General features: G+C 66.7%; 25 protein-coding genes and 3 pseudogenes. 17 read left to right on the top strand and 11 right to left on the bottom strand.

What is annotated here, in order from left to right; all coding sequences use genetic code 11:
• The first annotated feature begins 143 nt into the window (after positions 1-143).
• The 10 genes and pseudogenes from AC5Y5Z_RS23505 to AC5Y5Z_RS23460 all read left to right on the top strand — a co-directional run bounded on the left by AC5Y5Z_RS23505 (position 144) and on the right by AC5Y5Z_RS23460 (position 10240).
• Positions 144-881, top strand: coding sequence for a hypothetical protein (locus tag AC5Y5Z_RS23505; RefSeq protein WP_011855061.1), 738 nt, complete (start codon positions 144-146; stop codon positions 879-881).
• 49 nt (positions 882-930) lie between these two features.
• Complete coding sequence (locus AC5Y5Z_RS23500) at positions 931-2181, top strand: ImmA/IrrE family metallo-endopeptidase (RefSeq protein ID WP_120795196.1); 1251 nt, start codon at positions 931-933, stop codon at positions 2179-2181.
• A 26-nt stretch (positions 2182-2207) separates the two neighbouring features.
• Positions 2208-3362, top strand: a complete 1155-nt coding sequence (locus AC5Y5Z_RS23495) for a tyrosine-type recombinase/integrase (RefSeq protein ID WP_499919408.1) — start codon at positions 2208-2210, stop codon at positions 3360-3362.
• A gap of 64 nt (positions 3363-3426) precedes the next feature.
• Positions 3427-5052, top strand: a pseudogene (locus tag AC5Y5Z_RS23490) (site-specific integrase); the annotation flags it as partial.
• Between the two features lie 197 nt (positions 5053-5249).
• Complete coding sequence (locus tag AC5Y5Z_RS23485) at positions 5250-6377, top strand: tyrosine-type recombinase/integrase (RefSeq protein ID WP_499927816.1); 1128 nt, start codon at positions 5250-5252, stop codon at positions 6375-6377.
• A gap of 40 nt (positions 6378-6417) precedes the next feature.
• Entirely contained in the window at positions 6418-7080 is a 663-nt protein-coding gene (locus AC5Y5Z_RS23480; protein ID WP_499927814.1) for an MAE_28990/MAE_18760 family HEPN-like nuclease, read from the top strand.
• Between the two features lie 28 nt (positions 7081-7108).
• Entirely contained in the window at positions 7109-7459 is a 351-nt protein-coding gene (locus AC5Y5Z_RS23475; protein WP_499927812.1) for a helix-turn-helix domain-containing protein, read from the top strand.
• Between the two features lie 509 nt (positions 7460-7968).
• Entirely contained in the window at positions 7969-9138 is a 1170-nt protein-coding gene (locus AC5Y5Z_RS23470) for a hypothetical protein (RefSeq protein ID WP_499927810.1), read from the top strand.
• 17 nt (positions 9139-9155) lie between these two features.
• Positions 9156-9806 (top strand): annotated as a pseudogene (locus tag AC5Y5Z_RS23465) (tyrosine-type recombinase/integrase); the annotation flags it as partial.
• Positions 9807-9808: 2 nt separating this feature from the next.
• Positions 9809-10240, top strand: a complete 432-nt coding sequence (locus AC5Y5Z_RS23460; protein WP_120795200.1) for a transposase — start codon at positions 9809-9811, stop codon at positions 10238-10240.
• Positions 10241-10448: 208 nt separating this feature from the next.
• Here the strand turns inward: AC5Y5Z_RS23460 and AC5Y5Z_RS23455 are convergent, their stop codons facing one another.
• From AC5Y5Z_RS23455 to AC5Y5Z_RS23425, 7 genes are all read right to left on the bottom strand, one after another.
• Positions 10449-10757: a hypothetical protein gene (locus AC5Y5Z_RS23455; protein WP_133438355.1), complete on the bottom strand. Its 309-nt coding sequence runs from the start codon at positions 10755-10757 to the stop codon at positions 10449-10451.
• 181 nt (positions 10758-10938) lie between these two features.
• Entirely contained in the window at positions 10939-11304 is a 366-nt protein-coding gene (locus AC5Y5Z_RS23450; protein ID WP_120795202.1) for a SpoIIAA family protein, read from the bottom strand.
• A 26-nt stretch (positions 11305-11330) separates the two neighbouring features.
• Complete coding sequence (locus AC5Y5Z_RS23445; protein ID WP_120795203.1) at positions 11331-11663, bottom strand: YnfA family protein; 333 nt, start codon at positions 11661-11663, stop codon at positions 11331-11333.
• Between the two features lie 11 nt (positions 11664-11674).
• A complete protein-coding gene (locus AC5Y5Z_RS23440) occupies positions 11675-12154 on the bottom strand; it encodes a MerR family transcriptional regulator (RefSeq protein ID WP_120795204.1) in 480 nt (159 codons plus the stop codon).
• Positions 12151-12492: a hypothetical protein gene (locus AC5Y5Z_RS23435; protein WP_120795205.1), complete on the bottom strand. Its 342-nt coding sequence runs from the start codon at positions 12490-12492 to the stop codon at positions 12151-12153. Before AC5Y5Z_RS23435 ends, AC5Y5Z_RS23440 begins: the two co-directional genes overlap by 4 nt.
• A 135-nt stretch (positions 12493-12627) precedes the next feature.
• Positions 12628-14583 (bottom strand): heavy metal translocating P-type ATPase, encoded by a 1956-nt coding sequence (locus AC5Y5Z_RS23430; RefSeq protein WP_240743953.1) that lies wholly within the window; start codon positions 14581-14583, stop codon positions 12628-12630.
• A complete protein-coding gene (locus tag AC5Y5Z_RS23425) occupies positions 14580-14951 on the bottom strand; it encodes an ArsR/SmtB family transcription factor (protein WP_120795206.1) in 372 nt (123 codons plus the stop codon). The genes AC5Y5Z_RS23430 and AC5Y5Z_RS23425 overlap by 4 nt, the downstream gene beginning before the upstream one ends.
• A gap of 75 nt (positions 14952-15026) precedes the next feature.
• On the opposite strand from AC5Y5Z_RS23425, the gene AC5Y5Z_RS23420 reads away from it, so the two are divergent.
• Positions 15027-15695, top strand: a complete 669-nt coding sequence (locus AC5Y5Z_RS23420; RefSeq protein ID WP_240743954.1) for a methyltransferase family protein — start codon at positions 15027-15029, stop codon at positions 15693-15695.
• Positions 15692-16345: an adenylate/guanylate cyclase domain-containing protein gene (locus AC5Y5Z_RS23415; protein WP_120795207.1), complete on the top strand. Its 654-nt coding sequence runs from the start codon at positions 15692-15694 to the stop codon at positions 16343-16345. Before AC5Y5Z_RS23420 ends, AC5Y5Z_RS23415 begins: the two co-directional genes overlap by 4 nt.
• 70 nt (positions 16346-16415) lie before the next feature.
• Here the strand turns inward: AC5Y5Z_RS23415 and AC5Y5Z_RS23410 are convergent, their stop codons facing one another.
• Positions 16416-16775 (bottom strand): Rv2640c family ArsR-like transcriptional regulator, encoded by a 360-nt coding sequence (locus AC5Y5Z_RS23410; RefSeq protein ID WP_120795252.1) that lies wholly within the window; start codon positions 16773-16775, stop codon positions 16416-16418.
• Positions 16776-16876: 101 nt separating this feature from the next.
• Here AC5Y5Z_RS23410 and AC5Y5Z_RS23405 point away from each other — a divergent pair, with 101 nt between their 5' ends.
• The 5 genes and pseudogenes from AC5Y5Z_RS23405 to AC5Y5Z_RS23385 all read left to right on the top strand — a co-directional run bounded on the left by AC5Y5Z_RS23405 (position 16877) and on the right by AC5Y5Z_RS23385 (position 20058).
• Positions 16877-17368 (top strand): ArsI/CadI family heavy metal resistance metalloenzyme, encoded by a 492-nt coding sequence (locus AC5Y5Z_RS23405; RefSeq protein ID WP_120795208.1) that lies wholly within the window; start codon positions 16877-16879, stop codon positions 17366-17368.
• 102 nt (positions 17369-17470) lie between these two features.
• Positions 17471-17836, top strand: a complete 366-nt coding sequence (locus AC5Y5Z_RS23400) for an ArsR/SmtB family transcription factor (RefSeq protein WP_120795209.1) — start codon at positions 17471-17473, stop codon at positions 17834-17836.
• Positions 17833-18903: pseudogene (gene arsB / locus AC5Y5Z_RS23395) on the top strand (ACR3 family arsenite efflux transporter); the annotation flags it as partial. The gene AC5Y5Z_RS23400 and the pseudogene arsB, both read left to right, overlap by 4 nt.
• A gap of 39 nt (positions 18904-18942) precedes the next feature.
• Positions 18943-19611, top strand: a complete 669-nt coding sequence (locus tag AC5Y5Z_RS23390) for an arsenate reductase ArsC (protein WP_120795211.1) — start codon at positions 18943-18945, stop codon at positions 19609-19611.
• A 30-nt stretch (positions 19612-19641) separates the two neighbouring features.
• Positions 19642-20058 (top strand): arsenate-mycothiol transferase ArsC, encoded by a 417-nt coding sequence (locus AC5Y5Z_RS23385; RefSeq protein WP_120795212.1) that lies wholly within the window; start codon positions 19642-19644, stop codon positions 20056-20058.
• A 258-nt stretch (positions 20059-20316) separates the two neighbouring features.
• Here AC5Y5Z_RS23385 and AC5Y5Z_RS23380 read toward each other — a convergent pair whose 3' ends face one another.
• The 3 genes from AC5Y5Z_RS23380 to AC5Y5Z_RS23370 form a co-directional block, all read right to left on the bottom strand.
• Complete coding sequence (locus tag AC5Y5Z_RS23380) at positions 20317-21759, bottom strand: methyltransferase domain-containing protein (RefSeq protein WP_499919405.1); 1443 nt, start codon at positions 21757-21759, stop codon at positions 20317-20319.
• Between the two features lie 236 nt (positions 21760-21995).
• On the bottom strand, positions 21996-22655 hold the full coding sequence (locus AC5Y5Z_RS23375) for a hypothetical protein (RefSeq protein ID WP_240751267.1): 660 nt from the start codon (positions 22653-22655) through the stop codon (positions 21996-21998).
• Between the two features lie 210 nt (positions 22656-22865).
• Positions 22866-23975: an ATP-dependent DNA ligase gene (locus AC5Y5Z_RS23370; RefSeq protein WP_133437092.1), complete on the bottom strand. Its 1110-nt coding sequence runs from the start codon at positions 23973-23975 to the stop codon at positions 22866-22868.
• Positions 23976-24077 lie beyond the last annotated feature (102 nt).

Here is a 24077-nt window from a genome sequence, read left to right as displayed (position 1 = left end):
GAATCGCGCGAAAGTGCCGTGTTTGCAGTGCATTTGACGTCTTACACATGTAGAATTCGATTATGACGAGGCACCAAGAATGACACCCCGACACGCGGCGCGCCTACCCGGTGATGTAGGTAAAACCATGCAGAATTTCTGCCATGGCGGTTCCGTTGGAGTTGCTGAGGCGGCTGGTGGTCCAGCATCGTGTGGCGTTGGCCATGCTGCTGGGCGAGATCGGGCTGGCGTTCGACAAGACCTTGGCCTCGTGGGCAGAAGAGTTTCCCGATCCGATGAGGTTGCACGGCGGAACGCTGTGTTCGGATGTGCGGACCAGGGTGTTGGCGATGAACGCGATCGATGCGCGCTCTCGGTTCGACAACCCGCCGCGCACACCGTCGCGGAGCGCATCGTGCGGGCCGGATTCGACACTGCAGATGTCGTCGGGTCCGGGGGTTTCGGTGCGATTCGGCGATTCAGATATGGCGTTCGCGCGGGTGCGCCATATGTCGCCGAAGGAGGCCGAGGCGCTCGGGGCGGTGGTGCAGCAGTTGGCGATGCCGGCGCCGAAGCCGGGGCGGCAGATGGTGCTCGACGACGACGAGCCGGAGTCGCAGCGGGTGATGGGCCCGCCGGGGATCGGGCAGAACTGGGATTTGGTCCTGTACTGGTGGGAGACCCCGGGCCGGTTGTCGGTGGCCGGAGGCATCCTGGCGATGGTCGAGGAGATCGACACGTCCGACGAGCGGATTGTGGCGTTCGTCGATCTGCCGGCGGCGATCCGACCGAAGACAGCGGCCGAGATTGCTCAGCAGGACGTCGAGGACGACGAGGACGACCGCGACTTCGACGAGCAGTGGCCCGAAAACCCTTCTGCGGGCGAGGATTCGGGGGCTTAGGCGATGGCGTGCTACCGGCCGGAGGCTACCGGGGACGAGGTGGTCGGCGATGACAACCGTCGAGGTGTTCGGCGTCCGGGTCCGCCAGGCCCGGGTGTTGCGGCGACTGTCGGGCACGGCGGTGATGGATCACATGGGGTGGCGCTCGCCTCGGCAGACCCGGTTGGAGCAGGCCGAAACCGCGCTGCTGGATGCTACCGAGTTCAACCGGCTGGCGACGTTGTTGCGGTTCCCGGCGGCGTTTTTCACCACTGCCCCGGTATCGCGAGTGTTCGCTCACGACTTGCTGTTTCGCGCACCGAAATCCACCAGGGTCACCGAGAAGGAGTACCTGGCGGTGTTCGCCAATGTGGTGGGTGATCTGCTCGATCAGCTCAACGGGCAGGCCAAGTTGCCCGCGGTGCGTCTGGAGCCGCTGCCGGCGGGTACCGATGTGGTGACCGCGGCGGCCCAGGCCCGCCAGTGGTTGGGCGTGGAGCCGGGGGTGCCGATCAAGTCGTTGACCTACGAGCTGGAGGCTGCCGGCGTTCCAGTGGTGTTGCGGATGAAGCATTCTCGTATCTCGGGCAGTGTCGACTGGGACAGTGAGGATGAGGATCCGGCCGGAGCGTTGACTGAGAAGCATTTGGGGTGCTCGGCGCGTACCGGTGCCTACCGGGAGCGACCGGTGGTGTTGTTGCGGGCACTGGATTCCTGGGAGCGCACGCGCTGGACGATCGCCCATGAGATCGGGCATTTGGTGTTGCACCGGTATGGCGATGTGAGCGATGCGGAGGAGCGTGAGGCCTCCCGGTTCGCCTCGGAGTTGTTGGCGCCGGCCGAGGCGATCGCACCGGAGATTCCGGTGGCCCCGACTTTGAACGATTTGGTCGATGTGAAGTTGAAGTGGCGGATCTCGTTGGGGGCGTTGATTTTGCACTTGCGCGAGTCGAAGCTGATCGACAATGCGCGGGCGGAGACATTGCAGAAGCAGCTGTATACCAGGATCAACACCGATACCGGGCACACGTGGGGTAAGACCGAGCCGGGTTGGGATGCGCGTAAGCCGGAGCGGCCGCGGTTGCTGCGCAAATGGATCGAGGCCTGCTATGGCACCGCGTCGGCCGAGGCGTTGATGGCGCACAACCTGATTTTCCCGGCGGATCTGATGGCCGATGTGTTGGCCGGTCAGCGTGACGCCCCGGGGCGGGCTCGGCTTCGGGTGGCCCGGGTCAAGAGTGCCGGTGATGGCGACGGCGAGGGGCCCGGTGATGGTGGGCAGATCGTGGTGCCGTTTGAACGGGCCCGCCGGCAGGCCTAGAGAAGCGGTCGGGGGCGGTCGGGGGGATGTCACGCACACAGCGGGTTGCTGTGACCGATCGGCCCGACACCTACACGGTGCTGGGCGCCGATGGCCTGCCGGTCAGGGCGGCTGAGGAGTTCTTGCAGTTTCTGCGCGATGATGAGGCCTCGCCGAACACCGTCAAGGCGTATGCGGCCGGGTTGGCGGCGTGGTGGACGGTGTTGGAACACACCGGCACGGATTGGCGTGAGATCTCCACGGGATTGTTCGGCCAGTTTCTGGCTTATCTGCGCACCGGCGATCTGCCGGGCACCGCGCGCATCGGAGCACCGCAAGGCTGGCTGAGTCCGGCGAGCACGCAGTTGCGGGCGGCGGCGGTGCTGGCGTGCTATCGCTTCCATGCCGATGCGCACGGCCTGGCTGGGCCGTATCAGCGGCTGTTCATCAGTCGCGGCAAGCGCTCCCGGTCACGGTATGTGCCGATGCTGGCCGGGGTGGGGTCGCCGCGGGTCAAGGACCGACCGGTCTACACGGTGCGCCGCGGCAACCGGGCGGCGACACCGGTGTTGTTGCCCGCCCAGGTCAGCGCGATCCTCGACGGCTGCGCCACCCAGAGTGGGCAGCAGTGGTCGGGGCCGGACTCGGGGTTGCGGGACCGGTTGCTGTTCGCGGTGCTGGCCGAGACCGGGATGCGCCTGGGTGAGGCGTTGTCGTTGCGGCACCAGGATTTTCATATCGGCGCCGGGGGCACACCGTTTATCGATGTGGCCGCGCGCCAGGACCATCCGCGCGGGGTGCGCGGTAAGACGCTGCGGGCCCGCCGGATCTATATCGGGGATGACCTGGAGGCACTGTATTCGGCATATGTGTGGCATCTGGTGGACCGCGGGGCCGATCTGGTGGTGCCGGATCTGGACACCCATTTTGTGTTCGTCAACCTGGTCCGTGGCCAGCGGTTCGCCCCGACGCGACCCGAAACCGTCTACGCCAAAGTCGATTCCCTGACCTATCGGTGCCCTGCGCTGCCGCGGCAGTGGACGCCGCACTGGCTGCGCCACACCCATGCCACCGCGCTGCTGCTCTCGGGCGCCCCGCCGCATGTGGTGATGCGCCGGCTGGGTCATGCCGACATTCAGACCACGCTGTCGACCTACGGGTGGGTCACCGAGGACGCCGAGATGCGCACCCTGGCTCAGTGACGCAACTACGTGGCCGGATGGAAAGGCGTGCACCATGATTCCTCCGACTGATCCGCCGGCGGCGGTGACCGGGGCGGGACCGCTGGGGGCCGCGCACCCGTGGGAAGCGCAGTGGGCTCGGGTTCCCACACCGTGGCGGCGCTCGGTCTACCGGATCGCCACCGCCCCGTTTGACGAGGTGTTCGTCTTCGCAAGCCAGTACCGCCGCCCCGAATACGCCGAGACCGAACGCGACTACACACCGATGGGTGCGCCGGTGCGTTTCGGCCAGGAGATCGCCTGGTGGGTGTGGCTGTGCTGGGATCAACAGCTGCGCAAGATCGAGCCGTCGCTGCTGGGCTGGCTGGCCCGCGCGCTGCCGGGCGCAATCGCCGAGCACACCAGTCGCACCGGGTCTTCGCCGGTCAGCGTCGCTGAGCTGGACCCGACCGAGATGATGCGGCAGGCCACGCTGGTGTTTGAACGGCGCAACCACCGGTTGCCCTCGGCCGGTTCGCGGCGCAACATCGGCCACCTGATCGAGCATCTGCACCTGAGCGTGGCGGTGCGCTGCACCGAGGCCCCGTGGTGGTCGCATGACATCTGGGATCTGCGTGCTGATCCGCGGATTCCGCAACGCGATCATGAACCCAGCCACGACAAGACGGTCCGGCTGCGCGGCATCGAACCGGCCTGGCTGCGTGAAGGATTGCGGTTCTGGCTGCGCAGCGCCTTGACCTACGATCTGCTGACCTGGTCCTCGGTCACCGACCGGTGCCGCAATCTGGGATCGCAGCTGGGCCGGTTCACCCGCAGCCACGGCCACCTCGACGACCCCCTGTTCAGTACCGATCCCGATCGGTTGCGGCAGGTGTTCGTCGATTACCTGGAGTATCTGCGCTCCCCGCAGGCCGCCACCCACTCGCACCGTTTGACCGCGGGCACCGTGGCCAGCCTGCAAGCCCAAACCCAGGCGTTCTACACGTTCATGCACGATCACGCCGCCGAAGCGGCCACCGCCACCGGCAACCCCCGGTGGCGCCAAGCCACGCTGACCCACACCGCGTTGTGGTCGCCGCTGAACGCTCCGCGCCGGCGCCGCGGTGAACGCGACCTGACTTGGTATTCGACCGGGGATCTGCAGCGCATGCTGACCTACCTGGACGTGCTGGCCGCCGATGCCAAGGCCAAGGTGGTGCTGACCCGGGCGGATGGGAATCTGACCGTCCTGCCGGGCCTGGGCGATCCGCAGGCCGCGCGGGTGTGGCTGCTGCAAGCGCTGACCGGGCGGCGCGCCTCCGAAATCCTCATGCTCGACCACGACCCGCTTGAGGCGATTCCCGGACACGACCGTCCCGTGGGCAGCCAACCCGACAGTGCGGCGTTCGTGGCCCGGCTGCGCTATCAGCAGACCAAAGTCGACGGGGTCATCCCGACCATCCTGGTGGAGCAGGCCGTCGTCGACATCATCACCGAACAGCAAGACTGGCTCAAAGCCACCTACCCGCAACTGAATCCGCGGTATCTGTTTCTGGGGCTGAAAAACCAATACCGCGGCCAGCGGCCGCGGCCCTACACCACCTACCGCACGATGCTGGAAAAGCTCGACGCAATGCACTCGATGACCGATCACGCGGGCCGGCCGCTGCGGTTCACCCAAACCCATCGGCTGCGCCATACCCGGGCCACCGAGCTACATCTGCGCGGAATTGCATCAGATGCATCATTCGGCGGCCAGGGAGAACGTTGTGGCAGCGGCGATCTGGGCATTTGCCGTAGTCCACGGAGTCGATCGGACTCGCGGCTGACACGCCCCGTGAGCTGCGTTGATGCTCGGCGTCCCGTCACTTAGATGCATTTGGTGCAACGCTGAGGCATCGGTTTGGGCCTTGGGAAGGTTGCGTGGGGATGGCGGAACAAGCACGACAGCATGGCAATCTGGCTGGTTCGGCACGGCTGGTACTGGTGCAGGGTCCGGCACTGTTGCACCCCGAGCGGACTGTGTTCGACGCGATGCTTGCCGGGTGGCGGGCGCAGCAGCGCAGCAGGCTGCTTGCGGAAGCAACGGTGCTGTGGCGGGAGCGGATCGTGCGCCGATTCGCCGAGTTCACCGATGGGTTTCCCTGGGGCTGGACGGCGAGCGATGTGGAGGACTGGACCAGTAGCCTGCTGTCGCGTAATGGCCACGCACACACCACGATCCGCTCCTATCAGGGTGCGGTGGCGTGCTTCCTGGACTATGTCGTCGACGCCCGCTATGGCTGGACGACCGAATGCGAGGCCCGGTTCGGGACACATCCGGTACAGATCTGCCACGAGTGGAACACCGCGGTGCATGTCGCCGACTACGAAGGCAGGCCGGGACGACGCCCGTTCACCCGCGCGGAGTTGCAGGCGTTCTTCGATTACGCCGATGCCCGGGTGGGCGCGGTCGGCGCGACCGGTCGCAAGGGCTGGTTGGCGGCATTTCGCGACGCGACACTTTTCAAGGTGACGTACGCCTTTGGCCTTCGCCGGCGGGAGGCGGCGATGCTCGATGTGGCCGACTTCACCACCAACCCAGCGGTTCCAGAGTTGGGTCGATTCGGCACACTGGCGGTGCGTTACGGCAAGGCGATGCGCGGGTCTCCACCGCGACGGCGACAGGTGGCGACGGTGATGCCCTGGGTGGCGGAGGTGGTCGAAGAGTACGTGACCGAGATCCGGCCCTGCTATGCCGCCGCCGCTCGTCCCGCGCTGTTTCTCACCGAACGGGGCGAGCGGATTTCGGTGCGCCAGGTCGACGAGCGGTTCGCCGTCTACCGGGCAGGCGCCGGCCTGCCAGAGAATCTCACGCCCCACTGCCTGCGCCATTCCTACATTTCGCATCTGATCGAAGACGGCGTCGATCCGACATTCGTACAGCGCCAGGCCGGGCATTCATGGGCATCGACGACGGCCGGCTACACCACGGTCGGCGCAGATCACGCTAACCGGATGCTGCGTGCGGCTGTGGATCGGGCGTTTGTCGCTGCGCCGCAAGGAAATTTGCGATGAGTTCGGTCGTAATCCACTTCGCTAGTAGAGGGACGGTGCGATGACCAGCCAGGCTCAAACGGCGTTCATAGAGAACTGCGAGGACATCGAGCGCCTCCTTGAGATCCACAGCGATATTACGCCCGAAGGCCGTGGCCGGAAGTGGAAGGTCGAGGCGCTTCACAAGTCCGCGTTCGTGCTCCTCACGGCCTTCTGGGAGGCGTTTTGCGAAGATCTCGCCGCGGAAGCGCTCGACCATCTCGTCAAGCATTCGACAAAGGCAGACGGACTGCCATCGGAGTTGCGGAAACTTGTTGCCCAAGAACTCAAGACCGACCAGCACGATCTAGCCGTATGGCGACTGGCCGGCGACGGCTGGCGGACAGTGTTGTCGTCCCGACTCACGAAGCTCCAGGCGGAGCGGAACAGAAAGCTGAACACGCCGAAGACCTCCCAAATTACCGATCTGTTCAAGAATGCTGTCGGTGTTGCGAACGTCGCGAAGGCTTGGTATTGGCCGGGAATGAGGGCTGACGCCGCCGCAAAGAAGCTCGATGCGTTCGTGACACTCCGGGGTGAAATAGCTCATCGGGGATCAGCAGGTACCAGCGTGACGAAGCAGCAGGTCAACGAGTACTACAACCATGTCAAGCGGCTCACCACCCGAACCGAGACGCGAGTTGCTGAGGTGATCACTACCAGCACTGGGACAAAGCCATGGTGAAAGATCGTATACCGCAAGGGAGCTCGCGATGAGCCGGACCGTGAGCTACCGGTGGCGTCTGCGATTGCGAATGGCCGAACAAGGCATGTTCGCCACCACCGAGTTAGGGCCGCTGCTGGCCGAACGCGGCGTTGTGTTGTCCCGCGAGCAGGTCTACCGCCTGGCGGCGGGCACGCCGGAACGGTTGTCGCTGCACACGTTGGCCGCTTTGTGCGACATCCTGGAGTGCACCCCCTCCGATCTGATTGAGCCTGTGGTTGAATCCAAATCCGGCGCCAAACGCGTATCAGGCACGAAAGCTACTGTGGTGCAATCAGTTACACGTGAGCTACGACCCAAACGCGCCCGCATCATCGCCGACACTGAGGAACCCAAGTGAGCGCCGGCCCCGCCCGGCTCTGTGGCCGGTGCGGGCGGGTGCGGCCAATCTCCCAGCGCGCCAGCTCAGATGGACCCGACATCTGCTCGAGCTGCTGGCGGCCGCCGACCGCCGTCTGCTCGGTCTGCGGCGACGAACGCCCCTGCAGCGGAGTCGCAGCCGGGCGGCCGATATGTAGTCGTTGCCGGCCACGCCGGACCAGCCAGTGCGCCCACTGCGGCGCTACTCGGCCCGCAGCCGCGCGCTGGCCCGAGGGTCCGATCTGCGACCCGTGCTACACCGCCGCGCTGCGTCGGGCCGGCACGTGCACCGTCTGCGGGCGCCACCAGCGTCTGGTCGCCCCGCCCGGGCCGGGCGCAAATACCTGCGCCGCTTGTTCGGGCGCCGGACCCGCCGGGCACGTCTGCACCAGCTGCGGCGCCGAAGACAAGCTCTACACCCGCGGCTACTGCGCCCGATGCACGCTGGAGCGGCGCACCGATGAGCTGCTCGCAGACCCCAGCGGCATCGTGCCCAGGAAGCTCGCCGCGGTACGCGACGCCATCGTGGCGACGAGCACCCCACAGACCGCGCTGAACTGGCTGCGCAAGGGAGCGGGGGCTGCGATTCTGGCCGCGCTCGCGCGCGGCGACGTCGCGCTGACCCACGAGGCCCTCGATGCTCACCCGACCCGACGAGCCGCCGATTATCTGCGCGCCGTGCTCGTGGCCCACGACGTCCTACCACCGCGTGACGAACCACTGGCCAGGCTCGAGCGGAAAGTTGCGGACCTGCTTGAGCGGGTCCCCGTCGGAGAGGACCGGCGCACGCTGACCGCCTATGCCACTTGGCGGATCCTGCACCGTGCTCGTGGACGCGCCCGTGCCCGACCCACCTCGACCGCGGCCACCGGACATGCGACCCTGCGCCTGCGGGCCGCGATCGCGCTGCTGGAGTGCTTGCGCGACAACGCCATCAAGCTCAGCCAGCTCCGACAGGCCGACGTCGACCAGTGGCTGCTGACCGGCCCACCCACGTTGCGCCGCGAAGTCGCCGACTTCCTCGGCTGGACGGCTGCCCGCAAGCTCACCCCACCGCTGACCCTTGCGGATGCCGCCCACTGCGAAGGACCTGCCCTTAGCGAGCAGGACTATTGGAGCCTCGCCCAGCGGCTGCTGCATGACCCCGACATCGCCACCGTCGATCGGGTCGCAGGCAGCTTCGTGCTGCTCTACGGCCAACAGCTCTCCCGTATCGCGACAATGACACGCAGCCAGGTACACGACCGCGGCGACAGCCTATCGATCCGATTCGGAACCGGCGACGTCGAAATCGCCGAGCCTCTAGCCGGATTCGTGCGCGCCCACCTCGATGCACCCCGCCGACACACCAGCATCGCCGCGCCACCCGACAGCAACTGGCTGTTCCCCGGACACCTCCCTAGTCGACCGATCACCCCGGCACGATTGGGTCAACGCCTCGCCCAACTTGGAATTGACTGCCAAACCGGCCGACGCGCCGCAATGTTGAAACTCGCCAGCACCGTCCCCGCGGCCGTGCTCGCCGACCTGCTCGGCATACACGCCACCACCGCCGCCGACTGGGCACACGCAGCCGGGGGCGACTGGTCCAACTATTCCGCCGAGATCGCCCGAACGCGGGCTCAGACCGCGTCCAGCTCCTTCGAGACAGTGCGATGACACGCTTCCTGACCGGTATTCGACATAAGCGATCAACGCCGTTCACCAGTTTCAACGACGGCGTCCCGTTTCACGTCGTTCAGCGCTACCTCGGGCATAAGAGCCCGGAGATGACCGCCCGGTATGCGGCCACCCTGGCAGCCACCGCCGAAGCAGAATTCCTCAAGCACAAAAAGATCGGTGCACATGGCGCCGAGGTGGATATCGCCCCGCACGACATCTACGAGATGACTCAGCTGGCCGCGCGCACCGACCGGGTGCTACCCAACGGGGTGTGTCTGCTGCCGCCGCTGAAGACCTGCGACAAGGGCAACGCCTGTCTATCGTGCGGGCATTTCGCCACCGACGCCACGCATCTGGGCGAGTTGCGTGCGCAATTGGCCGCCACCGAAGCACTGATCGCCACCCGCCGTGAGCAGTACCGGGCACGCGCCGGACGCGAGCTGACCGACGACAACATCTGGATCATCGAGCGGCGCCGCGAAATCGCCTCGCTGCAGGCCATCATCGATCGCCTCAACACACCCGGGCAGACACCAGGGCAGGGATCGGTGGCCGGCGCGGGGACCGCGCCTCGGTTGCCGCTGCTGCAGATCCAGACCCGCGGGGCACACCAGTCGGCTCTCGACAAGGCCGGCCAACCGCGCCCACGCCCCGGCGGGCGGTGAGTATGCCCCGTTCCCTCGACGGGCTGCGCCGTGCTTCGACCAAGAGCCGCAACCAAGCCCGCGCCAAGATCAAAAAGGCGCTGCGCGAAATGCAACGCAAAGGCCTGACCATCAACCCCAACGCCCTGGCCCGCTACGCCGATGTCTCCCGCAAGACCATCTACAACCACGCCGACCTGCTGGCCGAGGTCAAAGCCGCCGCCAACACTCCTGCGCCACGGCTGAGCACCGCGGCCCCCGACAACGCCGCGACGCCCTCGAGTGTCACCGCAGCGCTGCGTGAACAGCTGCGCACCCAAAAACGCGGCTACGAAACCACCATCAGCGCACTCAAAGCCGAAATCAAACAGCTCAAACACGACCTGGCCGCCGCCCACGGTGAAATCCACCGCCTGGGCGCCACCGGTGAGCACGGCACCGCCCGGCAAGGATGACACCGGCAGCCCAACCCCGGCGAAATGGTCGAGCTGCGCCCGGCAAAACAGGAGCGGGGTTACCTGTTGGCCGTATTGCGGTGTCCTTGACTGTCGCTGACGGGGTAAGGGATTGGTTCTGATCGTGAGCGACAGTGTTATCTGTAGGGATGTCCTTGATGGTCGGTTGCCGGTGTTTTCGAACTCTCGGTCGGCGGTCGGGCGCGAGTCAACGTTCTCGCTGGTGACCGCCGTGGGTGGCGGGGATGTGTAGTGGCGTCACCGTTGCCGTGCGGGTCTGGTCGGCAACCGGAGCGGCGGGTTGGCTGTCCGATGGGGTGTGGATGCTGAGGAGCGCCCGGCGCTCGTGGATGAGGGTGTTGATCCGGATGACGAGCAGGTGGTGATGGCGGTTGCTGTTGTGCGGTGGGAGTTGTCGCTGCTGCTCGGCCAGGGCGGCTGGTGGGTGAGTTCGGCGATTGCCGAGCAACCCGCTGACGAGGTGGCAGCGGCCGGTGCGAGCGAAATTGGCTGCCACACCGGATGGTTCACCCACGTCGCCGGATGCCGCGGATTGACGTTCGACGTTGCCTGGTGTCGTCGAGCCATTTCTGGAAGAGCTCAGTTCGACGATCCCGTCTGCGGAACCGCAATCGTCGTCGGTCGACTGTCGTCTGAGGTGAGGCAGTGGCCGAGTCGACGAATCGACGAACGGGTGGCTATGAGTGCAGCCACTCCCATGCCTGGTTGAGTTGACTGCGGGGGAAAGTCCGCAGTTCGCCGCGCAGCAGCAACGTAGCGGGTGCTTTTACGCACCATTCCTCCCATGTCGGGGCACCCACCATGGCGATCTTGTCGAAGTCCCGTCGGTGCTTGACGTCGAAAACCGTGTTGGCCCACGCCGCGGGAACACTCCAGCCCCTAAACGATTCGTCGATGAGGATCAACACCCGCAGTGACGCGAAGCGCTCCAACAACGACTCGATGCGCGGCGCGAGCACGTCGCGGTAGCTCCCTCGGTACAGCTTGCCGCGAAAACTGATCCCGACGACATTGCCGGTCGTGTCCGGCAGGAACTCGATCACAGCCTCACCGCCTCGTGAAGAGGGTGTCAGTGTGCGCGGGGTGCGTACATGATCACCGCCACCCCGGCCATGCAGACCAGGGCCCCGATCACATCCCAGCGATCGGGCCGAAACCCATCCAGCGCCATGCCCCAGACCAGCGATCCCGCGACGAACACCCCACCGTAGGCCGCCAGAATCCGGCCGAAGTGAGCGTCGGGCTGCAGGGTAGCGACAAACCCGTAGACGCCGAGCGCGATCACTCCCAGCCCGGCCCACAGCCAGCCGCGTTGTTCGCGGACGCCTTGCCATACCAGCCACGCACCGCCGATCTCGGCTACCGCGGCCAGCACGAATAACAGGATTGAACGCACCACCATGATCGGTGACCCTAGGCGATCGGGCCCGACGTTGAGGGGCTGCAGCACCCCTGGGTGCCACCTCCCATCGCGCTATCGTTCCCGGTAGTGAATGGCAGTGGGCAGCAAGGACTCTCGACGCATGCCAGGAGATCGTCACAGCCGGCGGCCAGCGCGGCGCGCAGCGTGTCGCGCACCGCGGTCAGCTCGACCAATTTCTCGTCGACCTCGGCCAGCTTGGCCGCGGCCCGTGCCTGCAGCCCCACATCAGAACGGCCACCGAGGCGGGTGGCGGCCAACAATTCGGCGACTTCGTCGAGGGTGAAGCCCAAACGCTGGGCGGCTTTGATCACCCGCATCATGGTGACCGTTTCCGGCGGATACAGCCGATGCCCACCCAGCGACCGTTGCGGCTCACGCAGCAGACCGCGGCGCTCGTAATAGCGCAGCGTCTCAATGTTCACCCCCGCCGCGGCCGCGACCTGCCCGCTGCGCAATCCCGTCCCGTTCACCGTGGGCCCCGCACAGCTGCTGCGACCCGCTCGGTCACGGCATCAAGCACCTCGGCCCGCGACGGCGGCACCTCGATGCGCATGACCACATTCGACCCGTCCGAGTCGAACTCGAAGCCGAAGAACGAGCAGCAGCCGACTTCACGCGCGGCCAGGTCACGGGCGTCGTCCTCGGCATCGGCGGCCAGGGCCAGGTCCAACCGGGTGGCACTGGGTCGGTCCCAACCCAGCACTGCTTGACCGAACAACCGGTCGAACTCGGCCACCCGCAGCGGTTGCTCGGCCGTCGGTAACGAACACGACTCGGGCACCCAGCCGGGGGGTTCATCGAACGCCATAGCTCGACGATAAACCTGTACCTAGGTACGGAATGCAACCCTGCATGGCCAGGCACGCTGGCACGCCGTGCTCGACCGGGGCAGCACCCCACCACAGCACCTGACCACCATCTTTTCGGTGTTCGGGCGCGACGGTCAACGGATCGTTGCGGTTGGCGCTGGTGCGGTGGCCGGCTGGGCGGCAGCGATCTCCTCGTCGAGGGGTTTGGTGCGCCCAGCGCGGACGCCGTTGGCGATGACGACGATCTCGGCGAGTTCGTGCACCGCGACGACGGCGGCCAACCCCAATATTCCGGTGAGGGCCAGCGGGATGAGTACGGTGATCAAGCCCAAGGAGAGTCCGACGTTTTGCAGCATGATGCGCCGGGCCCGGCGGGCGTGATCGAGGGCTTGGGTGAGGTGGCGCAGGTCTTCGCCCATGAGGGCGACGTCGGCGGTTTCGATGGCCACGTCGGTGCCCATCGCCCCCATGGCGATGCCCAGGTCGGCAGTCGCCAGGGCGGGAGCGTCGTTGACGCCGTCACCGACCATGGCGGTCGATTGTTGTTGGCGCAGTTGAGCGATCAGGGCGGCTTTGTCTTCGGGTCGCAGGTCGGCATGCACGGTGTCGATCCCGACCTGTTCAGCGAGGGCGGTCGCGGTCGCTGGGTTGTCGCCGGTCAACATCGCCACCCGATAGCCGCCGCGGCGCAGCGCCGCGACGACGTGGGCGGCTTCGGGGCGCAGTTCGTCACGCACCGCGATCGCGCCGATCAGGTGGTCGTGGTCTTCGACGAGGACCGCGGTGGCGCCGCCGGCCTGCATCGCGGCGACCTGGTCGGCCAGCGGGCCGGCATCGAGCCAGCCGGGTCTCCCGAGCCGCAGCCGGCGGCCGTCACGGTGGCCGGTGAGCCCGGCGCCGGTGACCGCTTCGACATCCTCGGCCGGGCGGACCGGGCCATCGGTGGCGGCGAGGATCGCTGCGGCCAGGGGATGTTCGCTGCGCGCCTCCAACCCGGCCGCCACGTCGAGCACCTGTTCGCGGGTGGCCCCGTTGGTGGTGGCCACGTCGATGACGGTGGGTTTGTTGGCGGTCAGGGTGCCGGTCTTATCCAGGGCGATGGTGCGCACCGCGCCGAGGGCTTCCAGCGCGGCGCCGCCTTTGACCAGGACACCGAGCTTGCTGGCCGCGCCGATCGCCGCGACCACGGTGACCGGCACCGAAATCGCCAGCGCGCACGGCGACGCGGCGACCAGTACCACCAGGGCGCGTTCGATCCACACCACCGGATCACCCAGGATTGACCCGATGGCAGCGATCGCGGCGGCGGCGATCATGATGGCCGGGACGAGGGGTTTGGCGATGCGGTCGGCCAGGCGCTGGGCTTCACCTTTACGGGATTGTTCGGCTTCCACGATGGCCACGATGCGGGCCAGGGAGTTATCCGCGGCGGTGCTGGTGACCTCGACCTCCAGCACGCCGGTGCCGTTGATCGACCCGGCGAACACCTCACCGCCGGGCCCGGCTTCCACCGGTACGGATTCGCCGGTGATCGCCGAAACATCCAGTGCGGTGCGCCCCGACACGATGGTGCCGTCGGTGGCGACCCGTTCGCCGGGTTTGACCAGCATCCGATCGCCGACCCGCAACTCGTTGGGCGCAACGACCGTTTCGGTGCCGTCGCGCAGGACGGTGGCCTGATCGGGCACCAGTGACAGCAATGCGCGCAGGCCGCGGCGGGTGCGGGCCAGTGAGTATTCTTCCAGCCCCTCGCTGATCGAGAACAGGAACGCCAGCATGGCGGCCTCGCCGACCTCGCCGAGGATCACCGCGCCGACCGCGGCGATCGTCATCAGCGTGCCGACCCCGATCTGGCCTTTGGCCAGCCGCCGCACGGTCGAGGGCACGAACGTCGCAGCCCCGATCGCCAACGCCAGCGCGTACAGGCCGATTTCGATCGGCCGCGGCCCGTCGGTCCAGCCCACGACGTAGCCGGCCAGCAGCAGCACCCCGGCCGCGGCGGCGGCGCGTAGTTCGCTGACCTCCCAGAGCCGTTCGGGTTCGCGTTCGTCCTCGTCGCGGTCGTTGCCGCAGCCGCACGCTTCGCTCATCGTGTTGCCTTCTTCCGCGTGGTGGGGTGGCCGTAGTTGGGGCACAACGCGACCGCGTTGCCGGTGGCCTCCAGCACCGCTTCGGCGGCGCGAAACATCTCCAACAGCTCCGGGCGGGCCAGCCGGTACACCGAGGCCCGGCCCTGCGGCCGGTAATCGACCAGGCCGCAGTCGCGCAGGCAGGCCAGATGCGCCGACACCGTCGACTGCGCCAACCCCAGCTCGCCGGTCAGATCCACCACCCGGGCCTCACCCACGGCCAGCCGCCGCAGGATCGCCAACCGGGTGCCATCGGACAGGCTGTGAAACAACGCCGTCGCCGCATCCAAGCTCCCGCACACCGGGGCCTCGACCACACCACTTTTCATCGCCACACGACGATGATAGCGTCACACATCATTGATCGGTCAAGCCGGGCAACATCGCCAAGCAACGATGCCGGGGTGGGTTTGGTCAAGCCGGCCGGGAAGGGGGCGTGCGCGATGGCCTATGCGGCGCTGGGCTTGTTTGTGGTGTTGATGCTGGTGATCGGGGCGTGGCGGCGCCGGATTCAGCTGGCCCGCACCGGTGACAGCGGCAACCGGCGCGGTTGGCGCCCCGAGCCGACGCTGGAGTGGTGGGCGCTGGCGGTCGCCGATGTGGGGTATCTGCTGGTGGGGGTCGGGGCACCGGCCGCCGCCCTGGCCGGCCTGTCTGCCCTGGGCGTTTTCGACCGCGGATGGGTGCAGGGGTTCGGGGTCGTGGTGGTGGCCGGCGGGATCGTGCTGACCTTGGTCGCGCAGTTGGGGTTGGGGGCGTCGTGGCGGATCGGGGTCGACGACACCGAAACCACCGAGCTGGTCACCACCGGCCCGTTCGCGCTGGTGCGCAACCCGATCTTCACCGCGCTGCTGGTCACCTTGATCGGCCTGGCGCTGATGGTGGGCAACCTGGTGGCGATCGCCGGGCTGGTGATCGCGGTCGTAGGGATCGAGGTGCAGGTGCGTGGGGTGGAGGAACCCTATCTGCGCCGGGTCCATGGCCGCGCCTACACCGATTACGCCGCTACGGTGGGCCGCTTCCTGCCGTGGATCGGCCGCATCCGCGATCGTCAGATGATGCGGGGCCAATGATGTTGCCCGACACCACCATTGACTTCACCACGGTGGAGGTGACGGTGGCCTTCGTCGACTTGGCCGGCTACAGCGTGCTCACCGAGGCCTGCGGCGATCGGGAGGCCGCCCAGTTGGCGGCGCGGCTGGCCGACCTCGCCCACGCCGCCCTCGGGCCCGGGGTGCAGGTGGTGAAGACGATTGGGGATGCGGTCATGCTGGCCGCCGCCACCCCCAGCCAGATGATGGCCACGATCACCGTCCTGGCCGACCGGGTGGCCGCTGCCGACGGATTTCTGCCGATACAGGCCGGCATCCACCACGGGCCCGCCATCGGCCGCGGCGGCGATTTCTTTGGGCATGCGGTCAATATCGCCGCCCGCATCACCGCCCTGGCCGGCGCCGGCGACGCGGTGCTGACCGACGCGATCGTGCCGGCGGCCACCGGGATCGGGTTGCCCACCACACCGATCGGTGCGCCGGTGCTGCGCAATATCACCACCGCGGTCCCGCTGCACCGGATCGCGCTGGCCGCGGCCCGTTATCCGCGTGACCCGGTCTGCGGCATGCGTATCGACCCGGCGACCGCACCCGCTCACCGCCACCACGGCGGCCGGGATTGGTGGTTCTGCTCGGCCGACTGCGCCGACCCTTCGCCGCGCCACTCGTGACGGCCCGCCGCGGGGCTATTCACCACGGTGACCGCACCCCTCGAAAGCAACCCCGACAGCGCCCCTTGGGCTACGTGCAGCAGTTCGGGTCGAGCACCACGCACAGGGCTTGCAGGGCTTCGGGTTTCACCCGGTGAAAAACGTTCATGCCGCGCCGATCGGAGATCACCAGCCCGGCCTTACGCAGCTGCCCGAGGTGATGACTCACGGTGGATTCGGCCAGATCGAGCACCGCGGCCAGATGCGCGCTGGTCTCCCCCCCGGGGCGCGAACTGAACATCAGCGACATGATCTTCACCCGTACCGGGTCGGCCAGCGCCTTCAGCCGCATCGCCACCTCCAGGGCATCGGCGTCGCTGAGCGGCCCGGCGGCCACCGGGGCGCAGCACACCGGGGCGGACATGTCGATCACGGGCAACGCTTTGGGCATGACAACCATCCTGCCACAATTCTTGACATATATCGAAAAGGTGGCATTCTGAGCGGGACGCGTCAGTTCGATATATGTCTCATCCTCAGTGGAGGTGGATCATGTCCCGTGTTCAGTTAGCGCTCAACGTCGACGATCTCGACGAGGCGATCACGTTCTACACCAAACTGTTTGGCATTTCCCCGGCCAAGGTGAAGCCCGGCTACGCCAACTTCGCGGTGACCGAGCCGGCACTGAAGCTGGTGCTGCTGGAAAACCCCGGCAAGGGCGGCACCATCAACCACCTCGGTGTCGAGGTCGAGTCCAGCGAGAAGGTGCACGCCGAGATCGCCCGACTGACCGGCGAAGGCCTGTTCACCGACGAGGAGATCGGCACCACCTGTTGTTTTGCCACCCAGGACAAGGTCTGGGTCACCGGCCCGGCCGGCGAGAAATGGGAGGTCTACACCGTGCTGGCCGACTCCGAGACGTTCGGCACCAGTCCCCAGCTGCTCGCCGGCGGCGAGGCTGACCAGGGTGGTGGCGTCTGCTGTGGCGGCACCGCTGCCGCAGAGGCCGAGCCTGAAACGGCCAAGACCACGTCCTGCTGCTGACCCAACTCGCGGCACCAAGGGCCCACCATCGCCATGATGGTGGGCCCTCCGCGATCGACCACCCGACTTGACGATGGATTCGATGAGTATCAATATTGATGTATGTCGAAATCACCGGTCCAGGTCGACGACGAGACGTGCTGCCCACCCGGGGCCCTGCTGCGCGAACCCCTCACAGCAGCTGAGGCCATCGATATGGTGGTCAAGCTCAAAGCCCTGGCCGATCCGGTGCGGCTGCAGCTGTTTTCGGCGATCGCCAGCCACGCCGGCGGCGAGGCCTGCGTCTGTGACATCTCGGTCGGGGTGGAGGTCTCCCAGCCCACGGTGAGCCATCACCTCAAAGTCCTGCGCGACGCCGGCCTGCTGACATCGGAGCGTCGAGCGTCGTGGGTGTACTACGCGGTCGTGCCCGACGCGCTGGCCAGCCTGACCGTCCTGCTCGGCACCTCGGCTGGGGTGCCGGCATGACCGACACCGCCACGACGTCGACACCGGTCGGCAAGCTCTCCACCCTGGATCGGTTCCTGCCGGTCTGGATCGGCGCGGCGATGGTCGCCGGGCTGCTGCTGGGGCGCTGGATCCCCGGCCTGAACAGCGCGCTGGACAAGGTTCAGATCGACGGCATTTCACTGCCGATCGCGCTCGGGTTGTTGATCATGATGTATCCGGTGCTGGCTAAAGTCCGCTACGACCGCCTCGACACCGTCACCGGCGACCGCAAACTGCTGCTCTCCTCACTGGTGTTGAACTGGGTGCTCGGCCCGGCGCTGATGTTCGCCCTGGCCTGGCTGCTGCTACCGGATCTGCCCGAATACCGCACCGGCCTGATCATCGTCGGCCTGGCCCGCTGCATCGCCATGGTCATCATCTGGAACGACCTGGCCTGCGGCGACCGTGAAGCCGCCGCCGTCCTGGTCGCCTTGAACTCGATCTTCCAGGTCATCATGTTCGCCGTGCTGGGCTGGTTCTACCTCACGGTGCTGCCCGGCTGGCTCGGCCTGCAACAAACCACCATCGACACCTCACCCTGGCAGATCGCCAAATCCGTGCTCATCTTCCTCGGCATCCCACTGGCCGCCGGCTACCTCTCGCGGCGCCTCGGAGAAAAGACGAAGGGCCGCCAGTGGTATGAGTCGAAGTTCCTGCCGCGGATCGGGCCGTGGGCGCTCTACGGGCTGCTGTTCACCATCGTGATTCTCTTTGCCCTGCAAGGCGATCAGATCACCCACCAACCGTGGGACGTAGCCCGCATCGCCCTCCCATTGTTGGCCTACTTCGCGATCATGTGGGGCGGGGGCTACCTGCTCGGCACGCTGCTGGATCTCGGCTACGAGCGCACAACAACGCTGGCATTCACCGCCGCCGGCAACAACTTCGAACTCGCCATCGCGGTGGCGATAGCCACCTACGGGGCCACCTCCGGCCAAGCCCTGGCCGGGGTGGTCGGCCCACTCATCGAGGTTCCGGTACTGGTCGCCCTGGTCTATGTCTCGCTAGCCCTGCGGAAACGGTTCCACCATCACACCTCCCAACACGTGCCCACCACCGGCTCGACGAGAACGGAATGATCGACCATGACCGACAGCCCCGTGACCCATCAGCTACGCGGTGACCTTTCCATCGACCAACAACTCGCGCTGAAAACTGCCGCCACCCGGCTGGAATCTGAGTTCGCCGACACGTTCGGCACCGAAACCATCGAACGGTATCTCGGCTCCTCGTATGACCAATTCGCCAGCCGCGCCACCATTGCCAACTTCCTGCCCCTGCTGGCCGAACGATTCGCCCGCCAACGCCTGCACGCCCTCGCACGGGTCGAAGGCAAGATCAGCGACGGCAAACCCACCGTGCTGTTCCTCTGCACCCACAACGCCGGCCGCTCCCAAATGGCACTCGGGTTCTTCACCCACTACGCCGGCGACAACGCGCTCGCCTGGTCGGGCGGATCCGAACCCGGCAACGAGATCAACCCCGCCGCCATCGAAGCCATGCGTGAAGTCGGCATCGACATCACCGGCGAATACCCCAAACCCTGGACCGACGAAATCGTGCAAGCCGCCGACGTCGTCATCACCATGGGCTGCGGCGACGCCTGCCCGATCTTCCCCGGAAAACGCTACGAAAACTGGGAACTGCCCGACCCGGCCCGCCAAGGCCTCGACGCTGTCCGCCCGATCCGCGACCAGATCGACCAACGCATCCACCAGCTGCTGGCCCAACTCAACGTGCCCGTCACCAACTAGCCGACGAAAACCCCAAGGGACACAACCATTATGGCTGACATATCTGTGTTGTTCGTCTGCGTAAGTAACGCCGGAAAATCCGTCATGGCCGCCGGACTCATGCGCCACCTCTCCGCACCCAACATCCACATCGCCTCGGCCGGCACGCACGCCAAGACCGCGGTCAACGCTCTCTCAGCGCAGGTGCTGGCCGAAGTTGGCGTCGACATCACCTACCATCAGCCCACCCAACTGACCGACCAGATGATCGACGATGCCGACCTGGTTATCATCGTCGGCAGCCAAGCCCACCTCGCCGACCACCCCGGCACCCGCATTCAACGCTGGGATACCGACGAACCCTCCCTACGCGGTATCGACGGCATCCAGCGCATGCGAATCATCCGCGACGACATCAACACCCGCGTCCAGGCCCTCGCCGACGAGCTCAGCAGTCAATCGTCCTGACCGAGAAGCAACGACAACTCCCACCGCACCAAATCAATCGCGGCAACAACGCTCGTGTCGTCCGGATCCAACCCATCATTCACAAAGGCTTCGCGCTCCTCAGCATCCATACCCCGTTTAGACGCCCAGCCGGCCGATCCGGTTCCCGCCACGAACCCACAACACGTCGGTGACACCACTACAGATAACACTGTCCCCAACAAAGGAAACCGACCCCCAAACGCACGCGGGTAACAGTCCTACACACCCCCAAAGCGATTACAGATAACCCAACCGCGGTAGCCCCGTCTCTGGGTCCGGTTTGCCCTCGGTCATGGTCCCCCGGTTGAGAGCCCCGTACCGATCAACGTACTTCTGGTATTCCTGCCGGCACGCCACGCGTAACGGCTCCAACGCCGAATCGGGGGTGTCCCAGTCCGACTCGGCCTCGATCAGGGCCACCGCAGCATCACGTAGGCCGATCAGTGCCCGCAGCTCGGCGCTGGGCCGTGCAACTGCGGTTAGGGCGCCGTCGACGATGCGCACCACCTGACCGTCGACGCTGTGTAGCGACCCCTCTTTGCGGCCCTGGTCGTCGGTGAGCCTCACATCATCGAGGTCCCCCGACAGTCCCGCCTCGTCGGTGTAGGGCACCAGCAGCGGACCCACTGCCGCGAACGCCGATGCGACCGCGCCGCCGGGGTTCGCTGCGCGCACGGCTAAGGGGGACCGATCGAAACCGGTCAACACCATGTCGCCGGCGACGAGTTCGGGGTGCAGCCCCCAGAAGGGACTTACCATCTCCCGACATGCACGTCCGCGCACCGTCGATTCCACCGCCGTGCGCACCACACCCGCGCGGACGTGTGACCACCCGTGCCCATCGTCGTCTCCGTCCCGGACCCGCAGGACCAGCACATCGGCGACCACATCAGTACCCGACTCGCGAAAGTAGCCCGACGGCAGCCGCACGGCAGCCATCAGATCGGCATGCTTGGTGATTGATGACGACAGGCCGTTGGCGGCGTCGAGTTCATGGCGTGACGTCACCACCACCACGTAACCCCCAGGGCGCACGGCCGCCACCGCACGCGCCACGAAGTACTCATGGAGGGGGCCGTAGAAGCCGATCGCGCCGTCGTGCACGCGGGCTGCCGAGAACGGAACGTTACCCACGGCCGCATCAAAACGCTTGTGAGGCAGGGATACCTTCTGGAGCTCGCCGGTGATGATGTTCGCCCCCGGAAGCAACAGGCGGGCGATCCGCGCGGATGTCGGATCCGCCTCCACACCCGTCGATTCCACGACCAGATCACACGGCGCATGCCGGATGAACGCCCCCGTGCCGCACCCCAAGTCGAGCACAGAGCCACCGGTGAAGCCCGCTGTGCAAAGGACGTTCCAGATGTGAGCCACCAGCTCGGGCGGACTGAAGAATGACGTGTCGACCACCCTCGCGGCCTGGCCCATCGCGTCGCCGGCCGCGTCATCGAGTTCGTCGGCCAACTCCGCCCACGGCTCAGCCGGATCCGCGTCGAATAACGCCGCCACCGGTCCCCATCCGGGGAACGCCTCCAGAACCGCCCTCCGCCGCTCATCGAGCACCGTCGCAGGCATCCCATCGCACTCGGCGAGCACCTGCGCCGCTGCGATCACACGTCGCGCCAGGACCGGGCCAGCTGCGCGCGCCCCATCAGATTGCGGGATCTCCACCGTCGCCATAACCGCCTCCCCTTTCACGGGAGTCAGGGGCCCGCCCGTTTGGCGTGCCCTCACGAAATGTCACCGTACAACCCGCCACCGACAACTCACCCGCGCAACACACGCCATCACCACCACCAAGCAAATTCATTCAAATATGTTCGACAGCAGAGTGATTCATCCCTTACCCCACCCCTGTGACGGGCGGGGAGGGGAGCGGGGCCGACTGCGGAAAGAGCCGGCCCCCGCTCGGCGACTCAGGCCTCCTCGACGTCCACGACGTCGTGGTCTTGGATGGCGTCGGCGAGCAGCCGAACGCCGAGTCCCGCGACGGCATCGGCGACCATCTCGTCGGTGATCTCCCCAGCCGCGGCGTCGCCGTTGCGGCCTGACGCCGCGATGCGCACCCGCACCGTCGCGTCCACCACGCACAGGTACTCGCGGGATCGTGGCCGCAGCCCCTGCTCGACCATGAATTCATCGAAACGCTCGCAAAGGCTATTGGCGTCAGCGTATTCGTGAGCGGCCTCCTCTATGCCCGCTAGCCGCGCCTGGTGCCTGGCCAGCGCCGAACGTGCCGTCTCGGCCTCGCTGCGGGCTCGCCGAGCCGCCCAAAATGACGCGGCAAGCGCGGAAGCCCACGCCGGCATCTCGCCCTCGGTGGGCACCGGGTCGCCGGCTACCTTCACCTCCGTTACCGGACCGGCAGACACCACCGAGCAGCCGTCGAGCCGGACCACCGCGCACTGACGCTCCGCACCATCGGCCGCGATCTCCTCGACGACCAGCCAGCCCGGAACCGGTCCGTCCGACAGCGCGGCGCACACCACCGCGCCCGCCGCCACGCCGGCCGCCAACGCCTCGGCCACCGACCGCGACACCACACCTACCGAACCTTCAACCACGACAGCAGTCACGACATTTCCCCTTTCCTGGGAAATCGGCCCAGCCCCGCTGGCCTGGCCTTCACACCTGATTCTACCCGTCGCCGCCGACATTCCGGACCCGAAACCACAACCCCGCCAGACCTTTTCGGCCCGGCACACCATCACCCCACCCCTGTGACGAGGGGGGGTGGTGTTGGTGAGACCCACCATCACCAGTGGGTCTCACCAACGGGCGCCGCGTTACGTCGCCTTGAACTTGAGTTGGGCCACCACACACTCGGGGGGCTCGACATCAGTGCGGACGCCCAGGAGGACGGGCTGATAGAGCGCACCGCCGCCTGGTGTGGCGTAGAGGTAGCGGACCTCGACGACATCACCGATCTGGGGAACACTCTGGTTGGCGGGAACGGTGACGGCGCCGACGTCCAGCCAGGTCGCGCCTTGTAGCAGGCTGACCCGGACACTGCGCTGCCGATTGATGGCCGTGACTACCGCGGAGGCTGTTGCCACGAATTTCAACTTGCGCTGTGTGCCACCGCTGCTGGGCCGCCCCTGCGTGTAGGGGGCATCCCAGCGTTTGAACACCACCCCTTCGGCGTTTCGCCCCCGAACCTCATCGAGCTGGTGCGCCTTCTCGGCCGGATCGACCCAGCACTCCGCGACGACGGCGGCGGCTGCGGTATCGGCATCGCCGATCACGGCCCGCAGCGCGCGGTAGCGGTCGCCGTAGGACCGCGCACGCAGGTCGGTGCCATCTCGGGAGAGCAGGTCGAACACATGCAAGCAGTCACCCACGGCTTCGCCGTCCAGCACGAAGTCACCGGGCACCAACCGGCCCGCTGCCTCGATGGTCTCCGCCACGCTCACGATCAGGCCGAGCTTGTTGATGCCCTCGACTGCGTCGCCGACCTTGCGGAGCATCAGGCGCCGGCCATCGAACTTCTCCTGCATCACCCACTGCGGACAATCCACCAAACACGCGGCGTCGGCTTCGTCGATGGTGTTGAGCAGTTGGGGCAGCAGGCCACTGACCCGGCCAGCGTTGGCGCTGTGGCGGTAGGGCGTGCCGTCAGCTCCCGCCGTGTATCCCTTGGATTGCTTGTCGGCCACCAGCTTCGCGAAAACCCTCCGCGCAGTAGCGTGGTCGACCGGCGCTTTGGTCTTCGTGCCAGTCGATAGCGTCCCGCCGCGGCGACCGAATGCAAAGTTGACCGTGTAACCTCCGCCGTCTGCGGCCTCGATGCGCGCGTGATACACCTTGTCGCTGGAGCCCGATTTGAAGTACAAGCTCACTGACTCCTCCTCGCACACCGACTGCGATACTTCTGAACCCTCGACGACATCAGTCACGACAACTCCCCTTTCCGGGAACCGCGGGCCTGCCCTCTTGGCGAGCCCTGACACGAGTGACACTACCGGCAACCACCGACAACGCCGCCCCTCGATCGAACG

The sequence above is a fragment of the Mycobacterium sp. NGS29 genome, from assembly GCF_059812965.1.
The sequence above is the reverse complement of the archived record's forward strand: the minus strand, read 5'-3'. Positions and strand labels throughout refer to the sequence as shown.